Consider the following 21,417-nt stretch of genomic DNA (forward strand, 5'->3'; position numbering starts at 1 on the left):
AGGAGTGGTGGATGGGTCAGGCAAGTAGTCAGGCTGCGGGTGCCGAGCATTCGGCGGCGAAGCCGATCGGCATGCTGGTCGCGGCGGTCGGGGTGGTTTATGGCGATATCGGCACGAGCCCGCTGTACACCCTCAAAGAAGTGTTTTCCGGTGGCTATGGCGTGCCGGTCAACCATGACGGCGTGCTGGGCATTCTGGCGCTGATCTTCTGGTCGCTGATCTGGGTCGTCTCAATCAAATACATGATGTTCGTGCTGCGTGCCGACAACCAGGGCGAGGGCGGGATCATGGCCTTGACCGCGCTGGCTCGGCGGGCAGCGGCGGGGCATGCGAAGTTGCGTACCTTGCTGGTGGTCTGCGGGCTGATCGGCGCGGCGCTGTTCTACGGCGACAGCATGATCACGCCGGCGATTTCTGTGCTCTCGGCGATTGAAGGCCTGGGGCTGGCATTCGACGGCATCGACCATTGGGTGGTGCCACTGTCGTTGATCGTGCTGGTGGCGTTGTTCCTGATTCAGCGTCACGGCACAGCGCGAATCGGCATTCTGTTCGGGCCGATCATGGTCACCTGGTTTCTGGTGCTGGGCGCGCTGGGCGTGTATGGCATCAGTCAGCATCCAGAAGTGTTGCAGGCGATGAACCCGGTGTGGGGCGTGCGTTTCTTCATGGTCCACCCGGGCATGGGGGTCACGATTCTTGGTGCCGTGGTGCTGGCATTGACCGGCGCCGAGGCGCTGTACGCCGACATGGGCCACTTCGGTCGCAAGCCGATCGCCCGGGCCTGGTTCATTCTGGTGCTGCCAGCTTTGGTGCTGAACTACTTCGGGCAGGGCGCGTTGCTGCTTGGTGATCCGGAAGCCGCCCGTAACCCGTTCTATCTGCTGGCGCCAAGCTGGGCGTTGATTCCATTGGTGGGATTGTCGACGATGGCCACGGTGATTGCCTCGCAAGCGGTCATCTCCGGTGCGTTCTCGCTGACCCGTCAGGCGATCCAGCTCGGCTACATCCCGCGCATGCACATCCAGCACACGTCCAGTGCCGAGCAAGGCCAGATTTATATCGGCGCGGTGAACTGGGCCCTGATGGTTGGCGTGATTTTGCTGGTAATAGGCTTTGAGTCCTCCGGCGCATTGGCTTCGGCCTACGGCGTGGCGGTGACCGGGACCATGCTGATGACCACCATCCTGGTATCGGCGGTGATGTTGCTGCTGTGGAAGTGGCCACCGATCCTTGCGGTGCCGGTGTTGCTGGGTTTCCTGTTGGTGGACGGTCTTTACTTCGCTGCCAACGTGCCGAAAATCATTCAGGGCGGTGCGTTCCCGGTAATTGCCGGTATCGCGCTGTTCGTGTTGATGACCACCTGGAAACGCGGCAAGCAACTGCTGGTGGAGCGACTGGACGAAGGCGGGTTACCGCTGCCGATCTTCATCAGCAGTATCCGCGTGCAACCGCCGCATCGAGTCCAGGGCACCGCCGTGTTTCTGACTGCTCGCCCGGATGCCGTGCCTCACGCGCTGTTGCACAACCTGCTGCATAACCAGGTGCTGCACGAGCAAGTGGTGCTGCTGACGGTGGTGTACGAAGACATCCCGCGCGTCCCGCCACAACGGCGTTTCGATGTCGATTCCTACGGCGAAGGGTTCTTCCGGGTGATCCTGCATTTCGGCTTCACCGACGAGCCGGACGTCCCTGAGGCCTTGAAACTGTGCCATCTGGATGACCTGAATTTCAGCCCGATGCGCACGACCTACTTCCTCAGTCGCGAGACGGTCATCGCCTCCAAACTCGAAGGTATGGCCCGTTGGCGCGAGTTGTTGTTCGCCTTCATGTTGAAGAATGCCAACGGCAACCTGCGGTTCTTCAATCTGCCGCTAAACCGGGTGATTGAGTTGGGTACGCAAGTCGAGATGTAAGCCACATGAAAAAGCCCCCGTTGCCGTAAGGTTTCGGGGGCTTTTTATTGACCGGGATTTGATCCCAATCCAACGAAGAACCCTGTGGGAGCGGGCTTGCCCGCGATAGCGGTATGTCTGGCACATCAATGTTGGATCTGCTGCCGCCATCGCGGGCAAGCCCGCTACCACAGGTATTTGAGTGTCTGCTGGTGCCTTTACTGGTTTTCAGGCAGCTCTTCTTCAGATTCGGTCTTTGTCCGGGCAGGTCGCGGTGTCAGCACCTTCACCACATCATCAATCACTGCCTTGGACATAGCCGTCAAATAATGCGCGGCCCAGGCGTGGCGGTCGGTGTCTTTTATGTAGGCTGCATCCTCGGTAAATGATTTGGCGAGGAACAGCAGGTCGGAGGCTTGTGACAAGGCATCAACGATGGGGACGCCGGCGCGGACGTTGAATAACGCCTGATCCGAGCAGTAGATGAGTGGGGTGAGGCCGATGGTTTTTAGTTCTGATTGATTGTTCATGGTCAACTTCCTTGATTTAAGAAGCTGCCGCATCCGATACCAAGCGAATGGGTGGCAGCTGAGCGCAGGTTGGTAAACCGGGGAATCAAGGAAACCGGCACGCTCGAAAGCGTCCCACGCACAGCTGCCATAACACAGGATCGCAGGCCAAAAAACGCCTGCAATCGTGTCGGGTGCGCTGTTGCGCCTTATTCCACCGGGTTACCAAGCCCGATCACTGAATGGTCAGCGACGTCCGGAGAGTATCCCGTCGAAGAAAAACGCAACAAGGCGGCAAAGTGCCCAAACACGAGATTCGGAGTTTGCCTACAAGGTTTGTGAGAGTCATCCGAAATCGCCGTGCCGGAATTAAACAAACGATTTCACAGATCTAAGGAGTGCCTGAGAAGTTGTCTTCCCAGCGATAAATCGAATTGATTGTCCATTTGGCCTGGGTTAGCGAGTGTCCTTTGTCCTAGGACAAAGGACAGAGTTACATCTCAATCCAACGGAGAACCCTGTGGGAGCGGGCTTGCCCGCGATGACGGCGGCAGATTCAGCATTGATGTGGCAGACATACCGCCATCGCGGGCAAGCCCGCTCCCACAGGAATTTGCGGCGTCTAGATGATCTTTGTCCAAATGAAAAAGCCCCCGCAACCATAAGGCTGCGGGGGCTTTTTTGTGAGCGCGGCTCAGATCACTCCTGAGCCGCCGTCTCCTTTGCTTGACGCTTCTCGATCACATCCACCAACCGCTTGGCCAACGCCGGGTAGTTCTCGTCAAAGTGATGGCCGCCAGGCAGTTTCATCGCTTCGCCCACGGCGGTCTTGTCGGTGCAGCCGCTCTCGTCGACTTCTTCTTCGCCGTAGATGCACACCACTTTTGCCGGCGGCAGCTTGGCCATTTCCGGGCCGGTGGCGGCTTCTTTGCCGGCGTTGCCGAGCCAGCCTTCGACTTCGATTTCGAAGCTGCCGGTGCGGGCGAAGGCCAGCAGGATGATTGCGTCGACGCGCTGCTGTTCGGCTTCCGGCAGGCGGTTGTAGATGGCAGGCAATACGTCCGCGCCGAATGAGTAGCCGGTCAGGATGAAGCGCTTGGTGCCCCATTTCTGCCGGTAGTGCTGCATCAGTTCGGTCAGGTCCAGAGCGCTTTGTTCCGGGCTCTTGTGCTGCCAGTAGTAGCGCAGGGTGTCGATGCCGACTACCGGGTAGCCGATCTTCGCCATCTCGCCGGCCACGTCGCGGTCCAGGTCGCGCCAGCCGCCGTCGCCGGAAAGGAACAGGGTGACGGTGTCCTTGGCCTGGCCGGCCGGGACTTCGACCACCGGGATCTGCAGGCCACCAGCGGCTTTATCGCCGCCAACGAGGATTTTGCGCAGTTCGTTGTTCAGCACTTGCGGCAGGTTGATGTCGTAGTCGCTGATGCTGGTTTCGGCATTGGGCTGATCACGTACGAAACCGGCACTGGCGTCGTCCGGGTTGTCGTTCCATGCCACGAGCCAGTGGCCGTGGGCGGCGCTTTTTGGCAGCAGGTGAGTGCAGGCGCCGGGCTTTTCCAGGGCCAGATCAACTGAAATGGCCTGGGCCTTGTCGTCCTTCTGCTCCGACAACCAGCGCCACGCGAGCACGGCGCCAGGGCCGATGCCGCTGACCAGAGTGGCCGGGCCTTTCAGTTCGCGCAGACCCGCTTGCAGGGCGCGGCTTTGCAGCAGGCAGTCCTTGGGCAGGATCACCTGGACGATCTGCGCCGAGGCGCTGCGGCTCAGGGTGGTCAATTGCTTGTCATTGAGTTTCTGGTCGTCATTGACCGCCACCAGCACCTGAGCCTTCGGCGTGGTGCCGGGGATGACGCGGGTCATCGCGGCGCCATCGGCCGGCGTCAGCCGTTCGAGGGTCGGTTCCGGTGCCGGGCGTTTCAGGTACCAGTAACCGCCACCGACCATCAGGGCCAGCACTACCAGTGTGGCCAGTACGTACCGCAGGGAGCGTTGAATCATCAGCGTTTCACCAATCCAGTCAAGCCACCCGCAATCAGGGCGGCAGTGTCGGCCAGGGCCACCAGCGGATCGAGTCCGGCGGGCACGGCCATATAACGGGGTTCCCAGTCGGGCTGGAACTTGTCTTTGAAGCGGCGCAAACCTTGGAAGTTGTACAGCTGCTCACCACGGCGGAATACCATCGAGCCCAAGCGCTGGGTCAGTGGTGCGCCGCGCCGGGGTTGCAACCCCGACAACGGCACCATGCCCAGGCTGAAGCGCGCGTATCCATGATTTTTATAATGTTGAATCAGGCCGACCATCATGAACTCCATGGTCAGCTTGGGCGCATCGGGGTGTGCGCGCATCAGGTCGAGGCTGGCCAGGTCATGGCCGTAGGTCTCGAGCAGGTTGGCGAACGCCACCGGGCGCCCTTCGAAACGAATCACCGCGACACGGAAGTGCTTGAGATAGTCATCACTGAAACGCCCGAGCGAGAAGCCTTTCTCGCGCACATTCTTGCCGGTCAGCCAAGCGTCCGAAATCACCTTGAGCTCATCCATCGGCGCTTGCCCCGGCTCATGGATTTCCAACGACAGGCCATCTCGGGTGCCGCGGTTCCAGGTGTAGCGCAGGTCCTTCATCTCTTTGCCCTTGGCTTCGAGATCAAAGCGGTGCAGATCGACCCGGGCTTCTTCGCCGAGCTTGATCGCGGTCAGGCCGATGTCCATGTAGTACGGCAGATTCTCGGCGCGTACTTGATAGAACACGGGGCGGGCATGATGGATATCGCAGAGGTCGCGGAACTGCCAGATCATTTCCGCCCGTTGCTGGCTCGGGCCGATCGGGTCGTACAACGCTACCAGGCTGCGACCACGGCGGGCGTACATCAGAAACGCCTCGTCGTTGGGGTGAAACAGCAGCGCCTTGTCACCGGTCAGGGCCAGGCCGCCATCCGGTTGGGACGAGGCCATGAGAATCTTTACCGCGCGGTCCAGCTCATCGGGCGTTGGCAGTTGGATCACCGGGCGTGCGGTGCGCAGCAGCCAAGTCAGGGACACCACCACCAGCAGAACCGCGGCGCCGAGCAGCGAGCGCAGGCCACGCGGGGCATCGGCGTCGAGGGTGAACTGCCACCAGAGTTGATGGCTGTAGGGAACGTCCTGATAGGCGAACAGCAGCAACCAGATCGACGCGCCGAGAACGCAGAGGCTGGCCACCAGGTACAGCGGCGAAAACGGCACTTCGGTCAGGCGGCTGGGGCGATAGAACGAGCGCCGGAAAACCCCCAGCAAACTCGCCGTCAGGGTCATCAGGCAAGCCTCTTCCCAGTCGAAGCCTTTAAGCAGAGAGAGCAGGGCGCCGACCAACAACAGAATGGTGGTCAACATCCACGCGGCTGACAGGCGTCGACGCAGCCCCTGAGCCAGCAGCAGGCAGAGCACACCCACCAGGCTGGCGCCGAAGTGTGAGGCGTCGACCAATCGATGCGGAATCAGAAAACCGATGTGTTCAAGGCGGGTATCGATCTCTGGCGTCACGCCGGAAAACAGCAGCACCACGCCGGACAGGAACACCAGCACCGCCAGAATCGGCGCGGCCAAGCCAGATGCTGCACGCAAGGACTGGCGCGATTGAAACAGGCGTTGGCCTTCGTTGATCAGCAGCAATACGCAAGCCACCAGCAGCGGCAACACCACGTAGATCAGACGGTAGAGCAGTAGCGCGGCAGCCAATGGCGCAGCACCGAGCTTGTCGGCGAAGGCCGCCAGCAGAATCGCTTCGAATACCCCGACGCCGCCCGGTACATGGCTGAGCACGCCAGCGGCCAGGGCCAATAGATAGACCAGCAGGAACGCACCAAAGGGCGGTGCTTCTGGCAGCAACAGATAGAGCACGGTCGCGGCGGCGGCTACGTCTAGAGCGGTGATGACCAATTGCAGGAACGTCAGGCGGCGACCCGGCAGGCGCAAGGTGCGGCGGCCGACCTTGACCAGCAGGTTGTCCGGGTAAGGCTGTTCTGGCAAGCGACGGCGATAGATGCCGATGGCCAGTACGGTGGAGAGCAGCAGCACGGCCACTGCAATCGCACCCAGCAACGTCTCGGAGAAACCCAGGGCTGCGGAGGCGGCGGGCAGGTTGCTGAGGGTGGCGAGGGCGGCCAGGGGCGGGAGGGCGCAGCCGAGCGAGAGACTGGCAAACAAGGTCATGTGCGCGACTTCCGAAGCCCCCACACCATGACGTGCATATAAACGGTAGCGAACCGAGCCACCCGATAACAGCGAAAGGCCGATGGCGTTGCCAATGGCAAACGCGGTGAAGCCGCCCAATGCCAGTATTCGCGGCGCCAGCGTCACGCCGGCATAACGGCTGGCCGACCATTCGTAACCCAGCAGAATAATGAAGCCGATGACGGTCGCGCCGAGTGCACCCAGCAAGGCCGGTTTCGGTACTTCCAGAATCGAGTCGTGCAGCGCGTACAGATCGAGTTCGCTCAGCAGGTGACGACAGGCAATCAGCGCGATGGCGAACAACAGCAAAGTGACTGCCAGCCCGATGGGCTGACGATATTTGCTGATTCGATCCAGCAAGCGCAGACGCTCGGCTTTGATCGGTTGTGTCGCAGTGACGGTGTCTTGTGAATCAGACGAGTTGGCGCGCATCAATCACCTCTTGGATTGTGCGCGACAGGATGGAGGTATCCAGCCAAGTTACCAATCCCTGTAGAAAAAAATAATCACAAATATTAACGCCTCTCACCGGATAGGGGAGATGGCGCGTCATCAGTCGTAGAAGGTTTCATCTGCGGTTCAGTCTGCTCTGAACGCACAGTCTGACGACCCCGAACGGCTCACTGCATAGTGACAGGTCATTGTTGCGAAAGGACTTTTTCAACAGATACAAAAAAGGCCACTCTTTCGAGTAGCCTTTTTTGATGTTTGGTTGCGGGAGCCGGATTTGAACCGACGACCTTCGGGTTATGAGCCCGACGAGCTACCAGACTGCTCCATCCCGCGTCTGTGTGGCGGCATTCTACAGGCGAACGCCGGAGTGTCAACCGTTAATCCCAGTATGGCTCAAATAAGTGTAAAACGACGGTGAATGGTCGCAGGGGAGACCTAAGTTTCGGAATCAGAACGATTTCTTGTTTCTGTGCCATAAGGCATAGACGGCTGATTTTTATAAAACAGGCGCGCACAAAAAAGGCCACTCTTTCGAGTAGCCTTTTTTGATGTTTGGTTGCGGGAGCCGGATTTGAACCGACGACCTTCGGGTTATGAGCCCGACGAGCTACCAGACTGCTCCATCCCGCGTCTGTGTGTCGGCATTCTACAGAGGATCGCAGGGCTGTCAACCTTCAATCTCGGTAAAACCTGTTCCCGTTCAAGCGCTTAGGTGAAAAAAGCAACGGCTGACCGGCCTGAAACGCAGGCAGGGCAAGGCTTGTGGCTCTATCGAGTGGGGTCTTTCGATTGAGAAAATAAATTCATCCGGTGCTTTTCCTACAAAGGAAAAAGAACATTCAGAGTACTGGTGCTATATACAGGTGCCAGTGAGATACTGCCGGTATGACTCACCAGCACCTCATTTCTTCGCCATGAACACTGCTTTTATATGACGCAGCGAAAAATCATCCACGTCGATTGTGACTGTTTCTACGCCGCCATCGAGATGCGTGACGACCCGCGCCTGGCTGGTAAGCCATTGGCGGTGGGCGGCTCGGCGGATCGGCGTGGGGTGATTGCCACCTGTAACTATGAAGCGCGGGCTTATGGCGTACGCTCGGCCATGTCTTCCGGGCATGCCTTGAAGCTCTGTCCAGACCTGACCATCGTCAAGCCGCGCATGGATGCCTATAGAGAGGCGTCGAAGGAAATTCATACGATCTTTCGCGATTACACCGATCTGATCGAGCCGCTTTCCCTGGATGAGGCCTACCTTGACGTGTCGGACAGCGCGCATTTTGGCGGCAGCGCCACGCGAATCGCCCAGGACATTCGCCGCCGGGTCTCCAATCAGTTGCATATCACCGTGTCGGCCGGCGTGGCGCCGAACAAGTTTCTCGCCAAAATCGCCAGCGACTGGAAGAAGCCTAACGGCCTGTTCGTAATCACACCGGATCAGGTGGAAGACTTCGTCAGTGGTTTGCTGGTGAGCAAGCTGCACGGGGTTGGCAAAGTGACCGCCGACAAACTCGGCAGGCTCGGCATCGTCGATTGCTCGCATTTACGTGAGTGGGACAAGTTGGCACTGGTGCGCGAATTCGGCAGCTTTGGCGAGCGACTCTGGAGCCTGGCCCGTGGGATCGATGAGCGGTTGGTGCACAACGACAGTCGCCGGCAGTCGATCAGCGTCGAAAACACTTACGACGTGGACCTGCCGGATCTGGTGAGTTGCCTGGACAAATTGCCCGAGTTGCTGGAATCCCTGAATGACCGCATGGCACGGATCGACAGCAGCTATCGCCCGGGCAAGCCGTTCGTCAAAGTGAAATTTCATGATTTTACCCAGACGACTTTGGAGCAGGCCGGGGCAGGGCGGGATCTGGGGAGTTATCAGTTGCTGCTGACCCAAGCCTTTAACCGTGGTGGAAAACCGGTGCGGTTGTTGGGGGTTGGGGTGAGGCTGGAGGATTTGCGGGGCGGGTTTGAGCAGATGGAGTTGTTTGAGCGGTAGTTTTGCAGTGAATGTAATGGCGTCATCGCGGGCAAGCCCTAATGCCAGTCAGTTAAGCGCAATCCATGTGGGAGCGGGCTTGCTCGCGAAGACGGCGGCACAGTAAACATTGATGTTGCCTGACCCACCGCTTTCGCGAGCAAGCCCGCTCCCACAGGTACTGCATCGTCCTTGTGGGAGCGGGCTTGCCCGCGATGCTTTTAAGCGTTTAATTCGGTCCCGGATCCGCCACCAGTCGCCCGGCATCCTTGGTCAGCGACTTGAGGAATTCGGTCTGCAGCTCGGGATCGTTGCGGGTCAGTTCGATCAGGCTCTGTTCCAGCTCGCTCGCTTCTTCTTCCAGACCCAGTTCCGACAGACGTTTGACCCGGTGTACCCACTGGCTCACTTCGTCGTCTTCGAGGTCGTCGTAAATCAGCCCATGCGCTTCGAGCAGCTTGCCGCGCAAGTTGCCGCTGATCATCAGGGACGAGTCGGTGTGCACATCGTCCTTGTTGTCCTCGACACTGATCTGCAGCTTGCCCAGATGATTGAGGTCATGTTCAGCGAACGGGCTGTCCAGCAGGTTCAGGCGCAACACGCCGTTACGGTCAGTGGTCAGTTCGAAGGTGTTCTTGCCAGCCTTGACCTGCACCGGGCGCTCGCTCCACGGCAGGCTCGAGTATTCCGTGCGCTTGTCGCGCTGGACTTCGTCGATACCCGCCAGGTTCTGTTGCGCCCGACCATGGGACTGCGCGTTCATGAACGGGTTGAGCCCGGCGAAACCATAGCTGAGCCAGTCCTTCGTCACGGTGTCCGGCAGATTGCCGAGGGCGAACACGTTGACCACGTTCGCACCGACACCGGCCACCACGGCCACCGCGCCCAGCGGGATCTCGTAGACCTCCCTCCAGGGTTGGTAAGGCGTGTAGCGATCGTAGTGACGCGTGACTTCGAACTCGGTGACTTCGAAAGTTTTTTGCTCGTGGATTTTCACCCGACGTTGCGGCAGCTCAAGCACCTTGGGCTCGCCGACATCGATCTGCAGGCTATGATCGAGCAATTTGCGCTCGACCCGTTCCTCGTGCTCGCTACGTTGTGACATCTGATTGGCACAGCCGCTGACCAGCAGGGCGCCGCACAGGGCGGCGCCACCGAGGCCTAAGGTGTTTCGCTTGAACATGACGTCTCTATCTGGTGTCAGCGGCGGATACGGGCCTGGAGGAAAGACAGCACGTCAGCGACCGGCAGCGCTTGCGCCTCGGCCTCTGTGCGGCTCTTGTATTCCAGATTGCCGTCGGCGAGGCCGCGGTCACTGACCACGATCCGGTGTGGAATGCCGATCAGCTCCATGTCCGCGAACTTGATGCCCGGGCTGGTTTTCTTGTCGCGGTCGTCCAGCAGCACTTCGAAGCCGGCGGCAGTCAGTTCTGCGTAGAGCTTGTCGGTGGCTTCGCGAACCTGTTCGGTTTCGTAGCGCAGCGGTACCAGAGCAATCTGGAACGGGGCCAGAGCATCGCTCCAGATAATCCCGTTCTCGTCGTTGCCCTGCTCGATGGCGGCAGCCACCACGCGGGATACGCCAATGCCATAGCAGCCCATTTCCAGGGTGACCGGCTTGCCGTTCTCGCCCAGCACTTCGCACTTCATCGCTTTGCTGTACTTGTTGCCCAGCTGGAAGATGTGCCCGACTTCGATACCGCGCTTGATTTCCAGGGTGCCTTTGCCGTCAGGGCTCGGATCACCGGCCACGACATTGCGCAGATCGGCAACGGTCGGAACCGGCAGATCACGCTCCCAGTTCACGCCGAAGTAGTGCTTGTCGTCGATGTTGGCACCGATGCCGAAGTCGCTCATCAGCTCGACGGAACGGTCGATGATGATCGGCAGCGGCAGGTTCAACGGGCCAAGGGAACCGGCGCCGGCACCAATGGCGTCGCGCAGTTCAGCTTCGGAGGCCATGACCAGCGGGCTGGCAACGCCAGGCTGGTTGGCGGCCTTGATTTCGTTCAGCTCGTGGTCGCCACGAATGATCAGGGCAATCAGTTTGCCTTGCTCTTCAGCGTGCACCACCAAGGTCTTGATGGTCTTTTCGATCGGCAGATTGAAGCCTTCGACCAGTTGCGCGATGGTCTTGGCGTTCGGCGTGTCGACCAGACGCAACTCTTCGGTAGGCGCGGCACGAGAGGTTTCGCGCGGTACGGCTTCGGCCTTCTCGATGTTGGCTGCGTAGTCGGAACCGTTGCTGAAGACGATATCGTCTTCGCCGGATTCGGCCAGTACGTGGAACTCGTGGGAGCCGGCACCACCGATCGAGCCGTTGTCGGCTTCAACCGGACGGAATTTCAGGCCCAGGCGGGTGAACACGTTGCAGTACGCCTGGTGCATGCGATCGTAGGTGATCTGCAGCGAAGGCTGATCAGCGTGGAACGAATAGGCGTCCTTCATGATGAATTCGCGGCCGCGCATCAAACCGAAGCGTGGGCGGATTTCGTCACGGAATTTGGTCTGGATCTGATACAGGTTGATCGGCAGCTGTTTGTAGCTGCTCAGCTCGTTGCGCATCAGGTCGGTGATGACTTCTTCGTGAGTCGGGCCGGCACAGAAATCGCGACCGTGGCGATCCTTGAAGCGCAGCAGTTCAGGGCCGTATTCTTCCCAGCGACCGGATTCCTGCCACAGCTCAGCCGGTTGAGTGCTCGGCATCAACACTTCGAGAGAGCCGGCGGCGTTCATTTCTTCACGCACGATGGCTTCAACCTTGCGCATCACTCGCAAGCCCATGGGCAGCCAGGTGTACAGGCCCGAGGCGAGTTTGCGGATCATGCCGGCGCGCAGCATCAGCTGATGGCTGATGACGACCGCGTCGGAAGGCGTTTCTTTCTGTGTGGCGAGCAAAAATTGACTGGTGCGCATGGTTGGCCGTTGTCGGTTGCTGATGACGAGAAATGACGGAACATTGTACGGGCGAGATCTGCTGGCGTACAGGAGTGCGGCCGGCTGTGTCGCAGAGGGCGATAATCTGCCCGCCCTCTGCGATGTTTCCTGCGTAAAGAGCCTACGATTCTTCCGCGACCTGGGTCGGAACCGGTTCCGGCGTCGGTGTCGGACCGGCGCGGCGGTTTTCCTGGAACCAGTGCAGCGCGATCAACAGCAGGGTCGGAACGCCCAGCAGGGCGGTGATCAGGAAGAAGTTGTGATAACCGAATTTCTCCACCATGACCCCTGAATAGCCGCCGATCAGGCGGGGCAGCAAGAGCATGATCGAGCTGAGCAGGGCGTATTGTGTGGCGGAGAATTTGAGGTTGGTCAGGCTCGACAGGTAAGCGACAAATGCTGAAGTCGCCAGGCCCGAGCTGAAATTATCCAGTGAGATGGTGGCGATCAACATCTGCAGGTCGGCACCCATATCCGCAAGCATCAAGAACAGCAGGTTGGTGCCGGCTGAGGTAACGCCGCCGATGAACAGGATAGGCAGGATGCCGAAGCGCACGATTAGCAGGCCGCCCATGCCGGCGCCGACCAGCGTCATGATCAGCCCGAAAATCTTGCTGACGCTGGCAATCTGATCCTTGGTGAACCCTTGGTCGATGTAAAACACATTGGCCATCACGCCCATGACCGTATCGGACATCCGATAGGTGGCGATCAGCCCAAGCAGCAACAGGGCTTGCCAGCGGTAACGCAGGATAAAGTCATTGACCGGGGTCAGCACTGGGGCCAAGCCACGGCGGCCCATGGCCGACAAGCACAGGCCGGTAAGCGTGATATAGAGGATCGCCCGCAGGAACGCGCGGTCTTCGAGCAGCAGGTCGAGCACGCTGGCGCCTTCGAACAGTACGCTGGCGAAGTCGGTGTTGTAGAGCTGGGTGAACAAGGCCGGTACGGACACCAGCAGTACGATCAGCACGAACACCGACGCCAGTTGGTGCACGAAGCTGTAGCGTCCGGCCTGCAATTGAGTACGTAGAGGCACCGGCGGTTCGCGCATGAACAGGGTGGTCAGCAGCGCCGGGACCATCAAGACGCCGAACAGCACGTAGGTACCGGTCCACGCCGCATGCTTGTAGTTGAAGCCAGTGGAGCCGAAGCCTTCGGCGAAGAACAGTGCGCCTGCCGTCGCCAGCAGGGCCGCGACCCGATAACCGGCCATGTAGCTGGCTGCCAGCGCGGCTTGGCGGGTTTCATCGGCGATTTCCAGGCGATAAGCGTCGACGGCGATGTCTTGCGTCGCCGAGGCAAAGGCGACGACCACGGCGATGGCGATCAGCCAAGACAGGTGCTTTTGCGGGTCGCAAAATCCCATGCCGATCAGGCCAAGGATCACCAGTGCCTGGGCCAGTACCAGCCAGGAGCGTCGTCGACCGAGCTTGCCGAGCAGCGGCAGGCGCCATTGGTCGAGCAGCGGGGACCAGACCCATTTAAAGGCGTAGGCCAGGCCGATCAGGCTTGCATAGCCGATGGTTTCGCGGGCAACGCCGGCCTCGCGCAGCCAGACGGAAAGCGTCGAAAACACCAGCATGTAAGGCAAGCCGGCGGCGAAACCAAGCAGCAACAGTACGAGTGTCGAGGGGCTGGCATAGGCGGCGAGCGCGGCGCGCCAGGTTTTACGGGGCATGGGCTGGAGTCTGCCTCAAGAGTTACGGAAACAAAGCGCGCACTCTAACCGCTGTGCTCTACCGGGCGCCAGCCATGGCGCTGAATATCAACACGATTGTTCAGGATACTGATGCCTTCCATGCGCAATCGGGCCCGTTGTTCATCCCCCGAAGGGCTGCCCACGGGCAGGCTGATCCGGCCGCCGGCACCCAGCACGCGGTGCCAGGGTAATTTGGTGTCGCCGGGCAATTGGCTCAGTGTTCGCCCGACCCAGCGGGCAGCACGACCCAGTCCGGCCAGCTCGGCGAGCTGGCCATAACTCACGACTTTGCCCTCGGGCACTTGCGCCAGGGTCAGGTAGAGCGCCGTGCGTCGGATTTGCGCCGCGCTTTCGGTTTCTGCGTTTGAGTCGGTCACGTCCCGGGTTTCCTGAAAGAATGCGCAATTGACCGTCTGTAGAGTAAATCCAGGATCGCCCATTGAGAAATGAACTCAATAGAAAAAGTCGGGTCAGTCCTTGTCAGGGCCTTATTCATGAGGATAATGCCGACTTTTTTTCGCAAAGTTGAGCCTTCGATTCGCTTATGTTGTCCAGAACCTTGCTGTGCCTCGCTGTCGCCAGTGCTTCCACTCCCTTGCTTGCCGATACCGTCTGGTTGAAGAACGGTGACAAGTTGAGCGGCAAAATCACCGTCTTTGATGGTGGCAAGCTGCTGATTCAGACCGAGTATGCGGGCACGGTCCCGATCGACTGGAAACAGGTCAAAACCCTGGAAAGCGATCAGCAACTGTTGGTCAAACAGGATGCCTATACCGGTGAGAAGGCCAAATCCCTGCACGCGGCAGAGGATGGCAAGGTCACCTTGGCCAACGGCGATGGCCCCAAGACCGTGGAGCTGGCCAGTATCCAGCAGATGCTCAAGCCCAAGCCGGTAGTTGAGGATTTGGTGTGGAAAGGTAATGTCGACATGGCGCTGGATTATCAGCGGGCCGAAAAAGATACTGATGATTATGACGTTGGTTTCAAAACCACCGCGCGTCATGGTCGGTGGCGTCATACGGCGGAAGGTGAGTACAACCGCGAGTTCCAGGATGACGTTGTCACCACTGATAACTGGCGTGCCGAATATTCTCTCGACCGATTCCTCACCGAGAAGTGGTTCTGGCAAGGGCGCGCGGTCTATAAACGCGACAAGGTCGAAGAGCTCGCCCGTCAGCGCACCATCGGTACCGGCCCCGGTTATCAGTTCTGGGATAACGAATTGGGCGCCTTCTCCTTGGGCTCGCTGCTGAATAACACGGATTATGAGTATTCCAACGGTCGTAAGGAGAACTTCTACTCCCTGGCGATGAAGTGGGACTACAACCGTTATCTGGTTGGCAAGAAGGTCGAATTCTTCACCAATGGTGAGGTCGGCAAGCCGCTGTCGGGCGTGGCGGATTACGCACTCGATGCCGAGGTCGGCCTGCGCTACAAAGTCACCGATTGGGCGTCGCTGAACCTGAAGGCCGAGAGAGATATCATCAGTGGCAGCGATGAGGCTGATCTGAGCAAGACTCGTTACACCGCTGGGTTTGGCGTGGCCTGGTAACACTGAAAGATCAAAAGATCGCAGCCTTCGGCAGCTCCTACAGAGGATTGATGTATGCCCTGTAGGAGCTGCCGAAGGCTGCGATCTTTTTTGTCACACAAAACACTCAGGCACAAAAAAGCCCCGCTTTTGAGGGCGGGGCTTTTTACTAAAGCAGTTACAAGTTAGATAACTTGAACTTCTTCAGCTTGCATGCCTTTCTGACCGCGGGTAGCGATGAAAGAAACCTGTTGGCCTTCTTTCAGGCTTTTGAAGCCGTCGGATTGGATAGCTTTGAAGTGAACGAACAGGTCGTCACCGGATTGTGGAGTGATGAAGCCGAAGCCTTTTTCATCGTTGAACCACTTAACGGTACCGGTTTGGCGATTAGACATGGTGTAACTCCTTGAACAAAGATAACTGCGACGCAGGAAGAACCCTGGCCGAGACTGAGTGCAAAGAGCAGGAAAAATTCTTGTAGATGGTTGGATCGAAATTCAACATATCGTGTAGAGATTCTCAGTGACACAAGCAGCACAGTGGCGCCACCTTAACCCTTTTTCCGGAACGTGCCAATGGTTCTTGCGAAGGTTTCTCTGTTTTCATGACTGACGGTGTATCGAATAGCGGTGAAGGCCCTGAATTCACGGGGGATCGTCGAGAATTGTTTCCCGGACTTTGAACCCGGAGCGCCTGCCCGGTAAGATGCCGGACAGAATTTTTCCACCTCGCTATTCAGGACACCCGCCATGAGCATCAAATCGGACAAGTGGATTCGCCGCATGGCGCAAGAGCACGGCATGATCGAGCCCTTCGTCGAGCGCCAGGTGCGCGGCAGCGACGATAGCCGTGTGATCTCCTACGGCGTGTCCAGCTACGGCTACGATGTGCGTTGCACCAATCACTTCAAGGTGTTTACCAACATCAATTCGGCGATCGTCGACCCGAAAAACTTCGATGCTGGCAGCTTCGTCGACATCCACAGCGACGTGTGCATCATTCCGCCGAACTCCTTCGCTCTGGCCAGCACCGTCGAATACTTCCGCATCCCGCGTAACGTATTGACCATTTGCCTGGGTAAAAGCACCTATGCGCGTTGCGGCATCATCGTCAATGTCACGCCGCTTGAGCCTGAGTGGGAAGGTCACGTGACCCTGGAGTTCTCCAACACCACCAATCTGCCGGCGAAAATCTACGCGAACGAAGGCGTGGCGCAGATGTTGTTCCTTGAGTCGGACGAAGAGTGCGAAGTCTCCTACAAGGACCGTGGCGGCAAGTACCAGGGCCAGCGTGGCGTGACCCTGCCGCGTACCTGAGTCAGCCGTCTGACAAACCGTTGGAATTCCTGAGCGGGCGTACACTCTATGGAATGTACTGCTCCGATTCGCGCAAGGCGGATCGGGCCATCGCTCAGGAGTGCTTCATGAAGATCGATCCGCGAATAAGTGCCGAACTGGCAAGGCTTGAGCCCAATCAGGTTGGCATGCTGGCCTGGTCCTTGTTGGCACATCCGCCAGTCAGCATGGCAGGGGGCATCCCCGGCCAGCCTGATCCCGATACCCCCAACGAACAGCCGACAGAACCCGGAGAACCGACTCTTCCGGATGAACCACCACCCGCGCCAGTGGCCTGATATCTGTTAGCGAAATCCGCTTTTGTAGGAGCGAGGCTTGCCCGCGATGAAGGCAACTCGGTCTATATGATGACCGCGTTATCGTTCTTCGCGGGCAAGCCTCGCTCCTACAGGACGGTGGGTTACTTGAGGTTGCCGCTGAGGAACTGCTTCAACCGCTCACTCTTCGGATTACCCAGCACATCTTCCGGCGCGCCTTCTTCTTCCACCAGACCCTGGTGCAGGAACAGCACCTGGCTCGAGACCTTGCGGGCGAAGCTCATTTCGTGGGTGACCATGATCATGGTCCGGCCTTCTTCGGCCAGGCCCTGGATCACCTTGAGCACTTCGCCGACCAGTTCCGGGTCGAGCGCCGAGGTCGGTTCGTCGAACAGCATGACTTCCGGTTCCATGGCCAGTGCGCGGGCAATGGCTACCCGTTGTTGCTGGCCGCCTGAAAGGAACGCCGGGTATTGATCCGCCACGCGCGCCGCCAGGCCAACCTTGTCGAGGTAACGTCGGGCACGGTCTTCGGCTTCTTGCTTGCTGCAACCGAGTACCCGGCGCGGTGCCATGGTGATGTTCTCCAGCACCGTCATGTGGCTCCACAGGTTGAAGTGCTGGAACACCATGGCCAGGCGGGTGCGGATCCGCTGCAGTTCATCTGCATCGGCCACGTGCATGCCGTGGCGATCCTTGATCATGCGGATGTTCTGGCCGTCCATGGTCATGGCGCCGTCGTTGGGTTGTTCGAGAAAGTTGATGCAGCGCAAAAAGGTGCTTTTGCCTGAGCCGCTGGCGCCGATCAGGCTGATGACGTCGCCGGTTTTGGCCTTGAGCGAAACACCTTTGAGCACCTGATGATCGCCATAGCTTTTATGCAGGCCTTCAATGGTCAATTTGTACATGGGGCATGCATCCTCAAGGCGAAAGTAGGTAGCCGCTGCGATAGGCTTCGGTGCCCGCGACGTGGGCGATTACCATGCCGGCAGTGGCCATGCGCCGCAGCGAACGGGCGTACATCAGCCCGGCGACGGAGCAATGAACAGGGGTGACGCGATCATTGATCGGGTCGATCACTTCGGCGATCAGTTGCCCGGCCTCCAGGTATTCCCCGGGCAGGGCCGTGAACACCAGCAGTCCGCCCACGGGTGTCGCCACCGGTTCGACGCCGGCCAGCGGTGTGGCCGGGTAGGGCAGTTCGGGTAATGGCGCCGGTTCACCGGCAATCGCGCCGAAATGAATCAGATAATCGATCAGCGCCCGACAGTCGAGGCTTGCCAGCGGGTGATTGACGTCACCTTGGCCGCGCAATTCGACGGTAACTGAAAAACTGCCCAGCGGAATCTCGAACTGCTCGCCGAAGCGCTCTTTCAGCTGCCACCAGAGCAGAGTGAAGCATTCATCGAACGACTGGCCACCCGAGTCAGTGGCCAGCAGGCTGGCTTCGGAACCGATGTAGCGCGCCAGCGGCTCGACCTGCGGCCAGGCCTCGGGCGTGGTGTAGAGGTGCGCCACGGCTTCGAAATCACAATGCAGGTCCAGCACCATGTCCGCATCGCAGGCCAGCCGTTGCAGGGTCAGGCGCTGGGATTGCAGTTGAGTGCCTGCGGTCTGCCGCGCCAACGCCTTGCGCAGGCTGTCGCGGATCAGTTCGAGGTTACGTTGCGGATCGTCGCCGAGCAGGCCTTCTATCTCGTTGCCGACTTCTTCACTCAAATCGACAAACCAGCGATTGAAGTTCTGCCCGCTTTCCAGCTCGTAGCGGCCCAGTGGAACGTCCATCAACACTTGTTCCAGGCCGACCGGGTTGGCCACGGGCACCAGCACGATTTCGCTGCGCAGCCGGCCGGCGGCTTCCAGCTCCGCCAGACGTTGCTTGAGGTGCCAGGCCACCAACATGCCGGGCAATTCATCGGCATGCAGGGAGGACTGGATGTAAATCTTGCCTTTGGCCGACTGCGGGCCGAAGTGGAAGCTGTGAATCTGTCGCACGGTCCCCGGCAGCGGGGCCAGCAGGTCATGAATCTGGTGGCGCATGTACGAGTTGTCCTAGTGAGTCGGCCCGAGGAAGGCCAGCCATCGGCGTTCGGCGAGGCGAAACAGGCCGACCAGCGCAAAGGTAACGGTCAGGTAGATCAGCGCGGCGATGCCGAACGACTGGAATGTCAGAAAAGTCGCAGAGTTCGCATCGCGAGCAACTTTCAAGACATCCGGGACAGTCGCGGTGAACGCCACGGTGGTCGAGTGCAGCATCAGAATCACTTCGTTGCTGTAATAAGGCAACGAGCGACGCAGTGCTGACGGCATGATCACGTAGGCGTAGAGCTTCCAGCCTGACAGGCCGTAGGCCTTGGCCGCTTCGATTTCTCCGTGAGGCAGGCTGCGAATCGCCCCGGCGAAGATCTCCGTGGTGTAGGCGCAGGTGTTCAGGGCGAAGGCCAGGATCGTGCAGTTCATCGCATCGCGAAAGAACGCATCGAGGACTGGCTGGGCACGCACGGCGGCCAGGCTGTAGATGCCGGTGTAGCAAATCAGCAGCTGGATATACAGCGGCGTCCCCCGGAACAGATAGACGTAAAACTGCACTGGCCAGCGGATATAGACCTTAGACGAAACCCTGGCGATGGACAGCGGGATCGACACTACAAAACCGATGAAGATCGATGCACTGAGCAGCCACATGGTCATGGCCAGGCCAGTGATGTTATAGCCGTCGGTATAAAGGAAGGGTCTCCAGTATTCCTGCAAGAGTTCGATCATCGTACGGCCTCCCGGGAACCGGCGGCGTAGCGGCGTTCGAGCCAGCGCAGGACGACGTTGGAGGCACTGGTGATCACCAGGTAAATTAATGCGGCAAGCACCAGGAAGTAGAACAGTTGATAAGTGCTTTTACCGGCGTCCTGTGCGGCTTTGACCAAATCGGCGAGGCCGATGATCGAAACCAGCGCGGTGGCCTTGAGCATCACCATCCAGTTGTTGCCGATGCCTGGCAAGGCGAAGCGCATCATTTGCGGAAACACCACGAAACGAAAACGCTGGCCGCGTTTGAGGCCGTAGGCGGTGGCGGCTTCAACCTGGCCCCGTGGCACGGCGAGGATCGCCCCGCGAAACGTTTCGGTGAAGTACGCGCCATAAATGAAGCCCAGGGTGATGACCCCGGCGCTGAACGGGTTGATCTCGATGTATTCCCATTCCATGAAGTCGGTAAACGAGGTCAGCCAGGTTTGCAGGCTGTAGAAGATCAGCAGCATCAGCACCAGGTCGGGCACCCCACGAATCAGCGTGGTGTAGAGCTGGGCCGGTACACGCACCAGTTTGACTTTTGACAGCTTGGCACTGGCACCGAGCAGACCGAGCAATACGGCCAACAAAAGTGACAACACCGATAATTTGATGGTCATCCAGGTGCCTTCCATCAGCAACGGACCGAAGCCCTTGAGGCTGAAGGCAGAAAGCCCCAAGTCTTGTAATAGGTTTTCGAACATAAATCAGCAACCTGATCGGGTAAAAAAAGCGCCCATCGCGAGATGGGCGCCGGGCATTATTTGCCGCTGTACAGATTCAGATCGCCAAAGTGTTTCTTCTGAATGGTGGCGTAGGTGCCATCGTCGTGTAACGCTTTGATACCTTTATTCAAAAGGTCTTTGAGGTCTTTGTTACCTTTAGAGATACCGATAGCTGTTTTCGACGGCAGCAATTCGCTGTCGACCGGCTTGCTGACTTCGTAGCCTTCGCCTTTTGGAGACTTCAAGAAGCCCAGTTCGGCTTGCAGCATGTCCTGGATTGCTGCGTCGAGGCGACCGGACATCAGGTCCGAATACACCTGATCCTGGTTCTGATAGGCCTGGGTTTTCACGCCAGCCTTGTCCAGCACCGCCTTGGCGTAGGCTTCCTGGATGGTGCCTTGCTCATAGCCGACGGTCTTGCCCTTCAGCGAAGCAACGTCTTCGCTCAGCCCGGAACCTTTCTTGAATACATAAGCGGTTGGGCCGGAGAACAGCTCGTCGGAGAAGTCGATGACTTTTTCGCGGGCCGGGGTGACGGTCATCGAAGAGATCACACCGTCGAATTTATTGGCCTTGAGGCCCGGAATCATGCCGTCGAAATCGCTTTCGACCCATTTGCACTTGACCTTCAGCTCGGCGCAGATCGCATTGCCCAGATCGATGTCGAAGCCTACCAGGCTGCCGTCGGCTGCTTTGGACTCGAACGGCGCGTAAGAAGGGTCAACGCCAAAACGCAATTCTTTGTATTCCTTGGCCAGCGCGGAGCCGGCAGCCATGCACAACGCCAGTGCAGAAAGGGTCAGCAATGCTTTTTTCATTATTCAATCCCTAAGAACCAATATGAGCGCTTGTGGCGCAGAAGTACTGTTACTGGAAAGCGTAAGACCTATTCAAAGTAGCAATTTCCGAACCAGAGTCCCGAACAAGCGTTTAAAAGGTAATACAAGAAGTGGCAAAGCGCGATCTGTGCACGAAAACGGGCATCGCCAAATCCCTGCGCCAGGGTGGTGCTGTAGGAGCGAGGCTTGCCCGCGAAGCTTTTGGCGTACCTGAAGACGCCTTCGCGGGCAAGCCTCGCTCCTACAGAGCAGG

General features: G+C 58.9%; 18 protein-coding genes and 2 tRNA genes. 5 read left to right on the forward strand and 15 right to left on the reverse strand.

Annotated elements, in window-relative coordinates:
- The first annotated feature begins 11 nt into the window (after positions 1-11).
- On the forward strand, positions 12-1,913 hold the full coding sequence (locus F6R97_RS22400; protein ID WP_315867111.1) for a potassium transporter Kup: 1,902 nt from the start codon (positions 12-14) through the stop codon (positions 1,911-1,913).
- Positions 1,914-2,110: 197 nt separating this feature from the next.
- On the opposite strand, the gene F6R97_RS22405 is transcribed toward F6R97_RS22400, so the two are convergent.
- The 5 genes from F6R97_RS22405 to F6R97_RS22425 all read right to left on the reverse strand — a co-directional run bounded on the left by F6R97_RS22405 (position 2,111) and on the right by F6R97_RS22425 (position 7,692).
- On the reverse strand, positions 2,111-2,422 hold the full coding sequence (locus tag F6R97_RS22405) for a DUF3077 domain-containing protein (RefSeq protein WP_315867112.1): 312 nt from the start codon (positions 2,420-2,422) through the stop codon (positions 2,111-2,113).
- A gap of 678 nt (positions 2,423-3,100) precedes the next feature.
- Complete coding sequence (locus tag F6R97_RS22410; protein WP_050682650.1) at positions 3,101-4,399, reverse strand: virulence factor family protein; 1,299 nt, start codon at positions 4,397-4,399, stop codon at positions 3,101-3,103.
- Positions 4,399-7,041, reverse strand: coding sequence for a bifunctional lysylphosphatidylglycerol flippase/synthetase MprF (mprF, locus tag F6R97_RS22415; protein ID WP_315867113.1), 2,643 nt, complete (start codon positions 7,039-7,041; stop codon positions 4,399-4,401). Before mprF ends, F6R97_RS22410 begins: the two co-directional genes overlap by 1 nt.
- A 277-nt stretch (positions 7,042-7,318) precedes the next feature.
- Positions 7,319-7,395: transfer RNA gene (locus tag F6R97_RS22420), tRNA-Met, on the reverse strand.
- 220 nt (positions 7,396-7,615) lie between these two features.
- Positions 7,616-7,692: transfer RNA gene (locus tag F6R97_RS22425), tRNA-Met, on the reverse strand.
- A 301-nt stretch (positions 7,693-7,993) separates the two neighbouring features.
- On the opposite strand from F6R97_RS22425, the gene dinB reads away from it, so the two are divergent.
- Complete coding sequence (gene dinB, locus F6R97_RS22430) at positions 7,994-9,055, forward strand: DNA polymerase IV (RefSeq protein ID WP_315867114.1); 1,062 nt, start codon at positions 7,994-7,996, stop codon at positions 9,053-9,055.
- Between the two features lie 208 nt (positions 9,056-9,263).
- On the opposite strand, the gene F6R97_RS22435 is transcribed toward dinB, so the two are convergent.
- The 4 genes from F6R97_RS22435 to F6R97_RS22450 all read right to left on the reverse strand — a co-directional run bounded on the left by F6R97_RS22435 (position 9,264) and on the right by F6R97_RS22450 (position 14,050).
- Positions 9,264-10,217 carry a hypothetical protein gene (locus F6R97_RS22435; RefSeq protein ID WP_048393856.1) on the reverse strand — a complete coding sequence of 318 codons (954 nt, stop codon included), beginning with the start codon at positions 10,215-10,217 and terminating at the stop codon, positions 9,264-9,266.
- Positions 10,218-10,234: 17 nt separating this feature from the next.
- Positions 10,235-11,950 (reverse strand): proline--tRNA ligase, encoded by a 1,716-nt coding sequence (locus F6R97_RS22440; protein WP_038979208.1) that lies wholly within the window; start codon positions 11,948-11,950, stop codon positions 10,235-10,237.
- Between the two features lie 142 nt (positions 11,951-12,092).
- Entirely contained in the window at positions 12,093-13,652 is a 1,560-nt protein-coding gene (locus F6R97_RS22445; protein WP_038979209.1) for an AmpG family muropeptide MFS transporter, read from the reverse strand.
- 44 nt (positions 13,653-13,696) lie between these two features.
- Positions 13,697-14,050 carry an MGMT family protein gene (locus F6R97_RS22450; protein WP_038979210.1) on the reverse strand — a complete coding sequence of 118 codons (354 nt, stop codon included), beginning with the start codon at positions 14,048-14,050 and terminating at the stop codon, positions 13,697-13,699.
- A gap of 167 nt (positions 14,051-14,217) precedes the next feature.
- Here F6R97_RS22450 and F6R97_RS22455 point away from each other — a divergent pair, with 167 nt between their 5' ends.
- Entirely contained in the window at positions 14,218-15,225 is a 1,008-nt protein-coding gene (locus F6R97_RS22455; RefSeq protein ID WP_315867115.1) for a DUF481 domain-containing protein, read from the forward strand.
- 164 nt (positions 15,226-15,389) lie between these two features.
- Here the strand turns inward: F6R97_RS22455 and F6R97_RS22460 are convergent, their stop codons facing one another.
- The gene (locus F6R97_RS22460) at positions 15,390-15,599 is read right to left on the reverse strand and encodes a cold-shock protein (RefSeq protein WP_002554837.1); all 210 of its coding nucleotides are present in this window, start codon (positions 15,597-15,599) and stop codon (positions 15,390-15,392) included.
- A 354-nt stretch (positions 15,600-15,953) separates the two neighbouring features.
- Between F6R97_RS22460 and dcd the strand changes: the two genes are divergently transcribed.
- Positions 15,954-16,520 (forward strand): dCTP deaminase, encoded by a 567-nt coding sequence (gene dcd / locus F6R97_RS22465; protein WP_007904652.1) that lies wholly within the window; start codon positions 15,954-15,956, stop codon positions 16,518-16,520.
- 107 nt (positions 16,521-16,627) lie between these two features.
- A complete protein-coding gene (locus F6R97_RS22470; protein ID WP_048393859.1) occupies positions 16,628-16,837 on the forward strand; it encodes a hypothetical protein in 210 nt (69 codons plus the stop codon).
- 122 nt (positions 16,838-16,959) lie between these two features.
- Here the strand turns inward: F6R97_RS22470 and F6R97_RS22475 are convergent, their stop codons facing one another.
- From F6R97_RS22475 to F6R97_RS22495, 5 genes are read right to left on the reverse strand one after another with little or no spacing between them, the layout of a single operon-like run.
- Positions 16,960-17,724, reverse strand: a complete 765-nt coding sequence (locus F6R97_RS22475; protein ID WP_038979212.1) for an ABC transporter ATP-binding protein — start codon at positions 17,722-17,724, stop codon at positions 16,960-16,962.
- Between the two features lie 13 nt (positions 17,725-17,737).
- Complete coding sequence (locus tag F6R97_RS22480; RefSeq protein ID WP_038979213.1) at positions 17,738-18,856, reverse strand: succinylglutamate desuccinylase/aspartoacylase family protein; 1,119 nt, start codon at positions 18,854-18,856, stop codon at positions 17,738-17,740.
- 12 nt (positions 18,857-18,868) lie between these two features.
- On the reverse strand, positions 18,869-19,579 hold the full coding sequence (locus F6R97_RS22485; RefSeq protein ID WP_038979214.1) for an ABC transporter permease: 711 nt from the start codon (positions 19,577-19,579) through the stop codon (positions 18,869-18,871).
- Positions 19,576-20,304, reverse strand: coding sequence for an ABC transporter permease (locus tag F6R97_RS22490; protein WP_038979215.1), 729 nt, complete (start codon positions 20,302-20,304; stop codon positions 19,576-19,578). The genes F6R97_RS22485 and F6R97_RS22490 overlap by 4 nt, the downstream gene beginning before the upstream one ends.
- Positions 20,305-20,360: 56 nt before the next feature.
- Positions 20,361-21,143, reverse strand: coding sequence for a transporter substrate-binding domain-containing protein (locus tag F6R97_RS22495; protein ID WP_038979216.1), 783 nt, complete (start codon positions 21,141-21,143; stop codon positions 20,361-20,363).
- Positions 21,144-21,417: the final 274 nt, after the last annotated feature.

The organism is Pseudomonas sp. JV414 (assembly GCF_032424305.1).
In the GTDB taxonomy this organism is placed as follows: Bacteria; Pseudomonadota; Gammaproteobacteria; order Pseudomonadales; family Pseudomonadaceae; genus Aquipseudomonas; species Aquipseudomonas lini.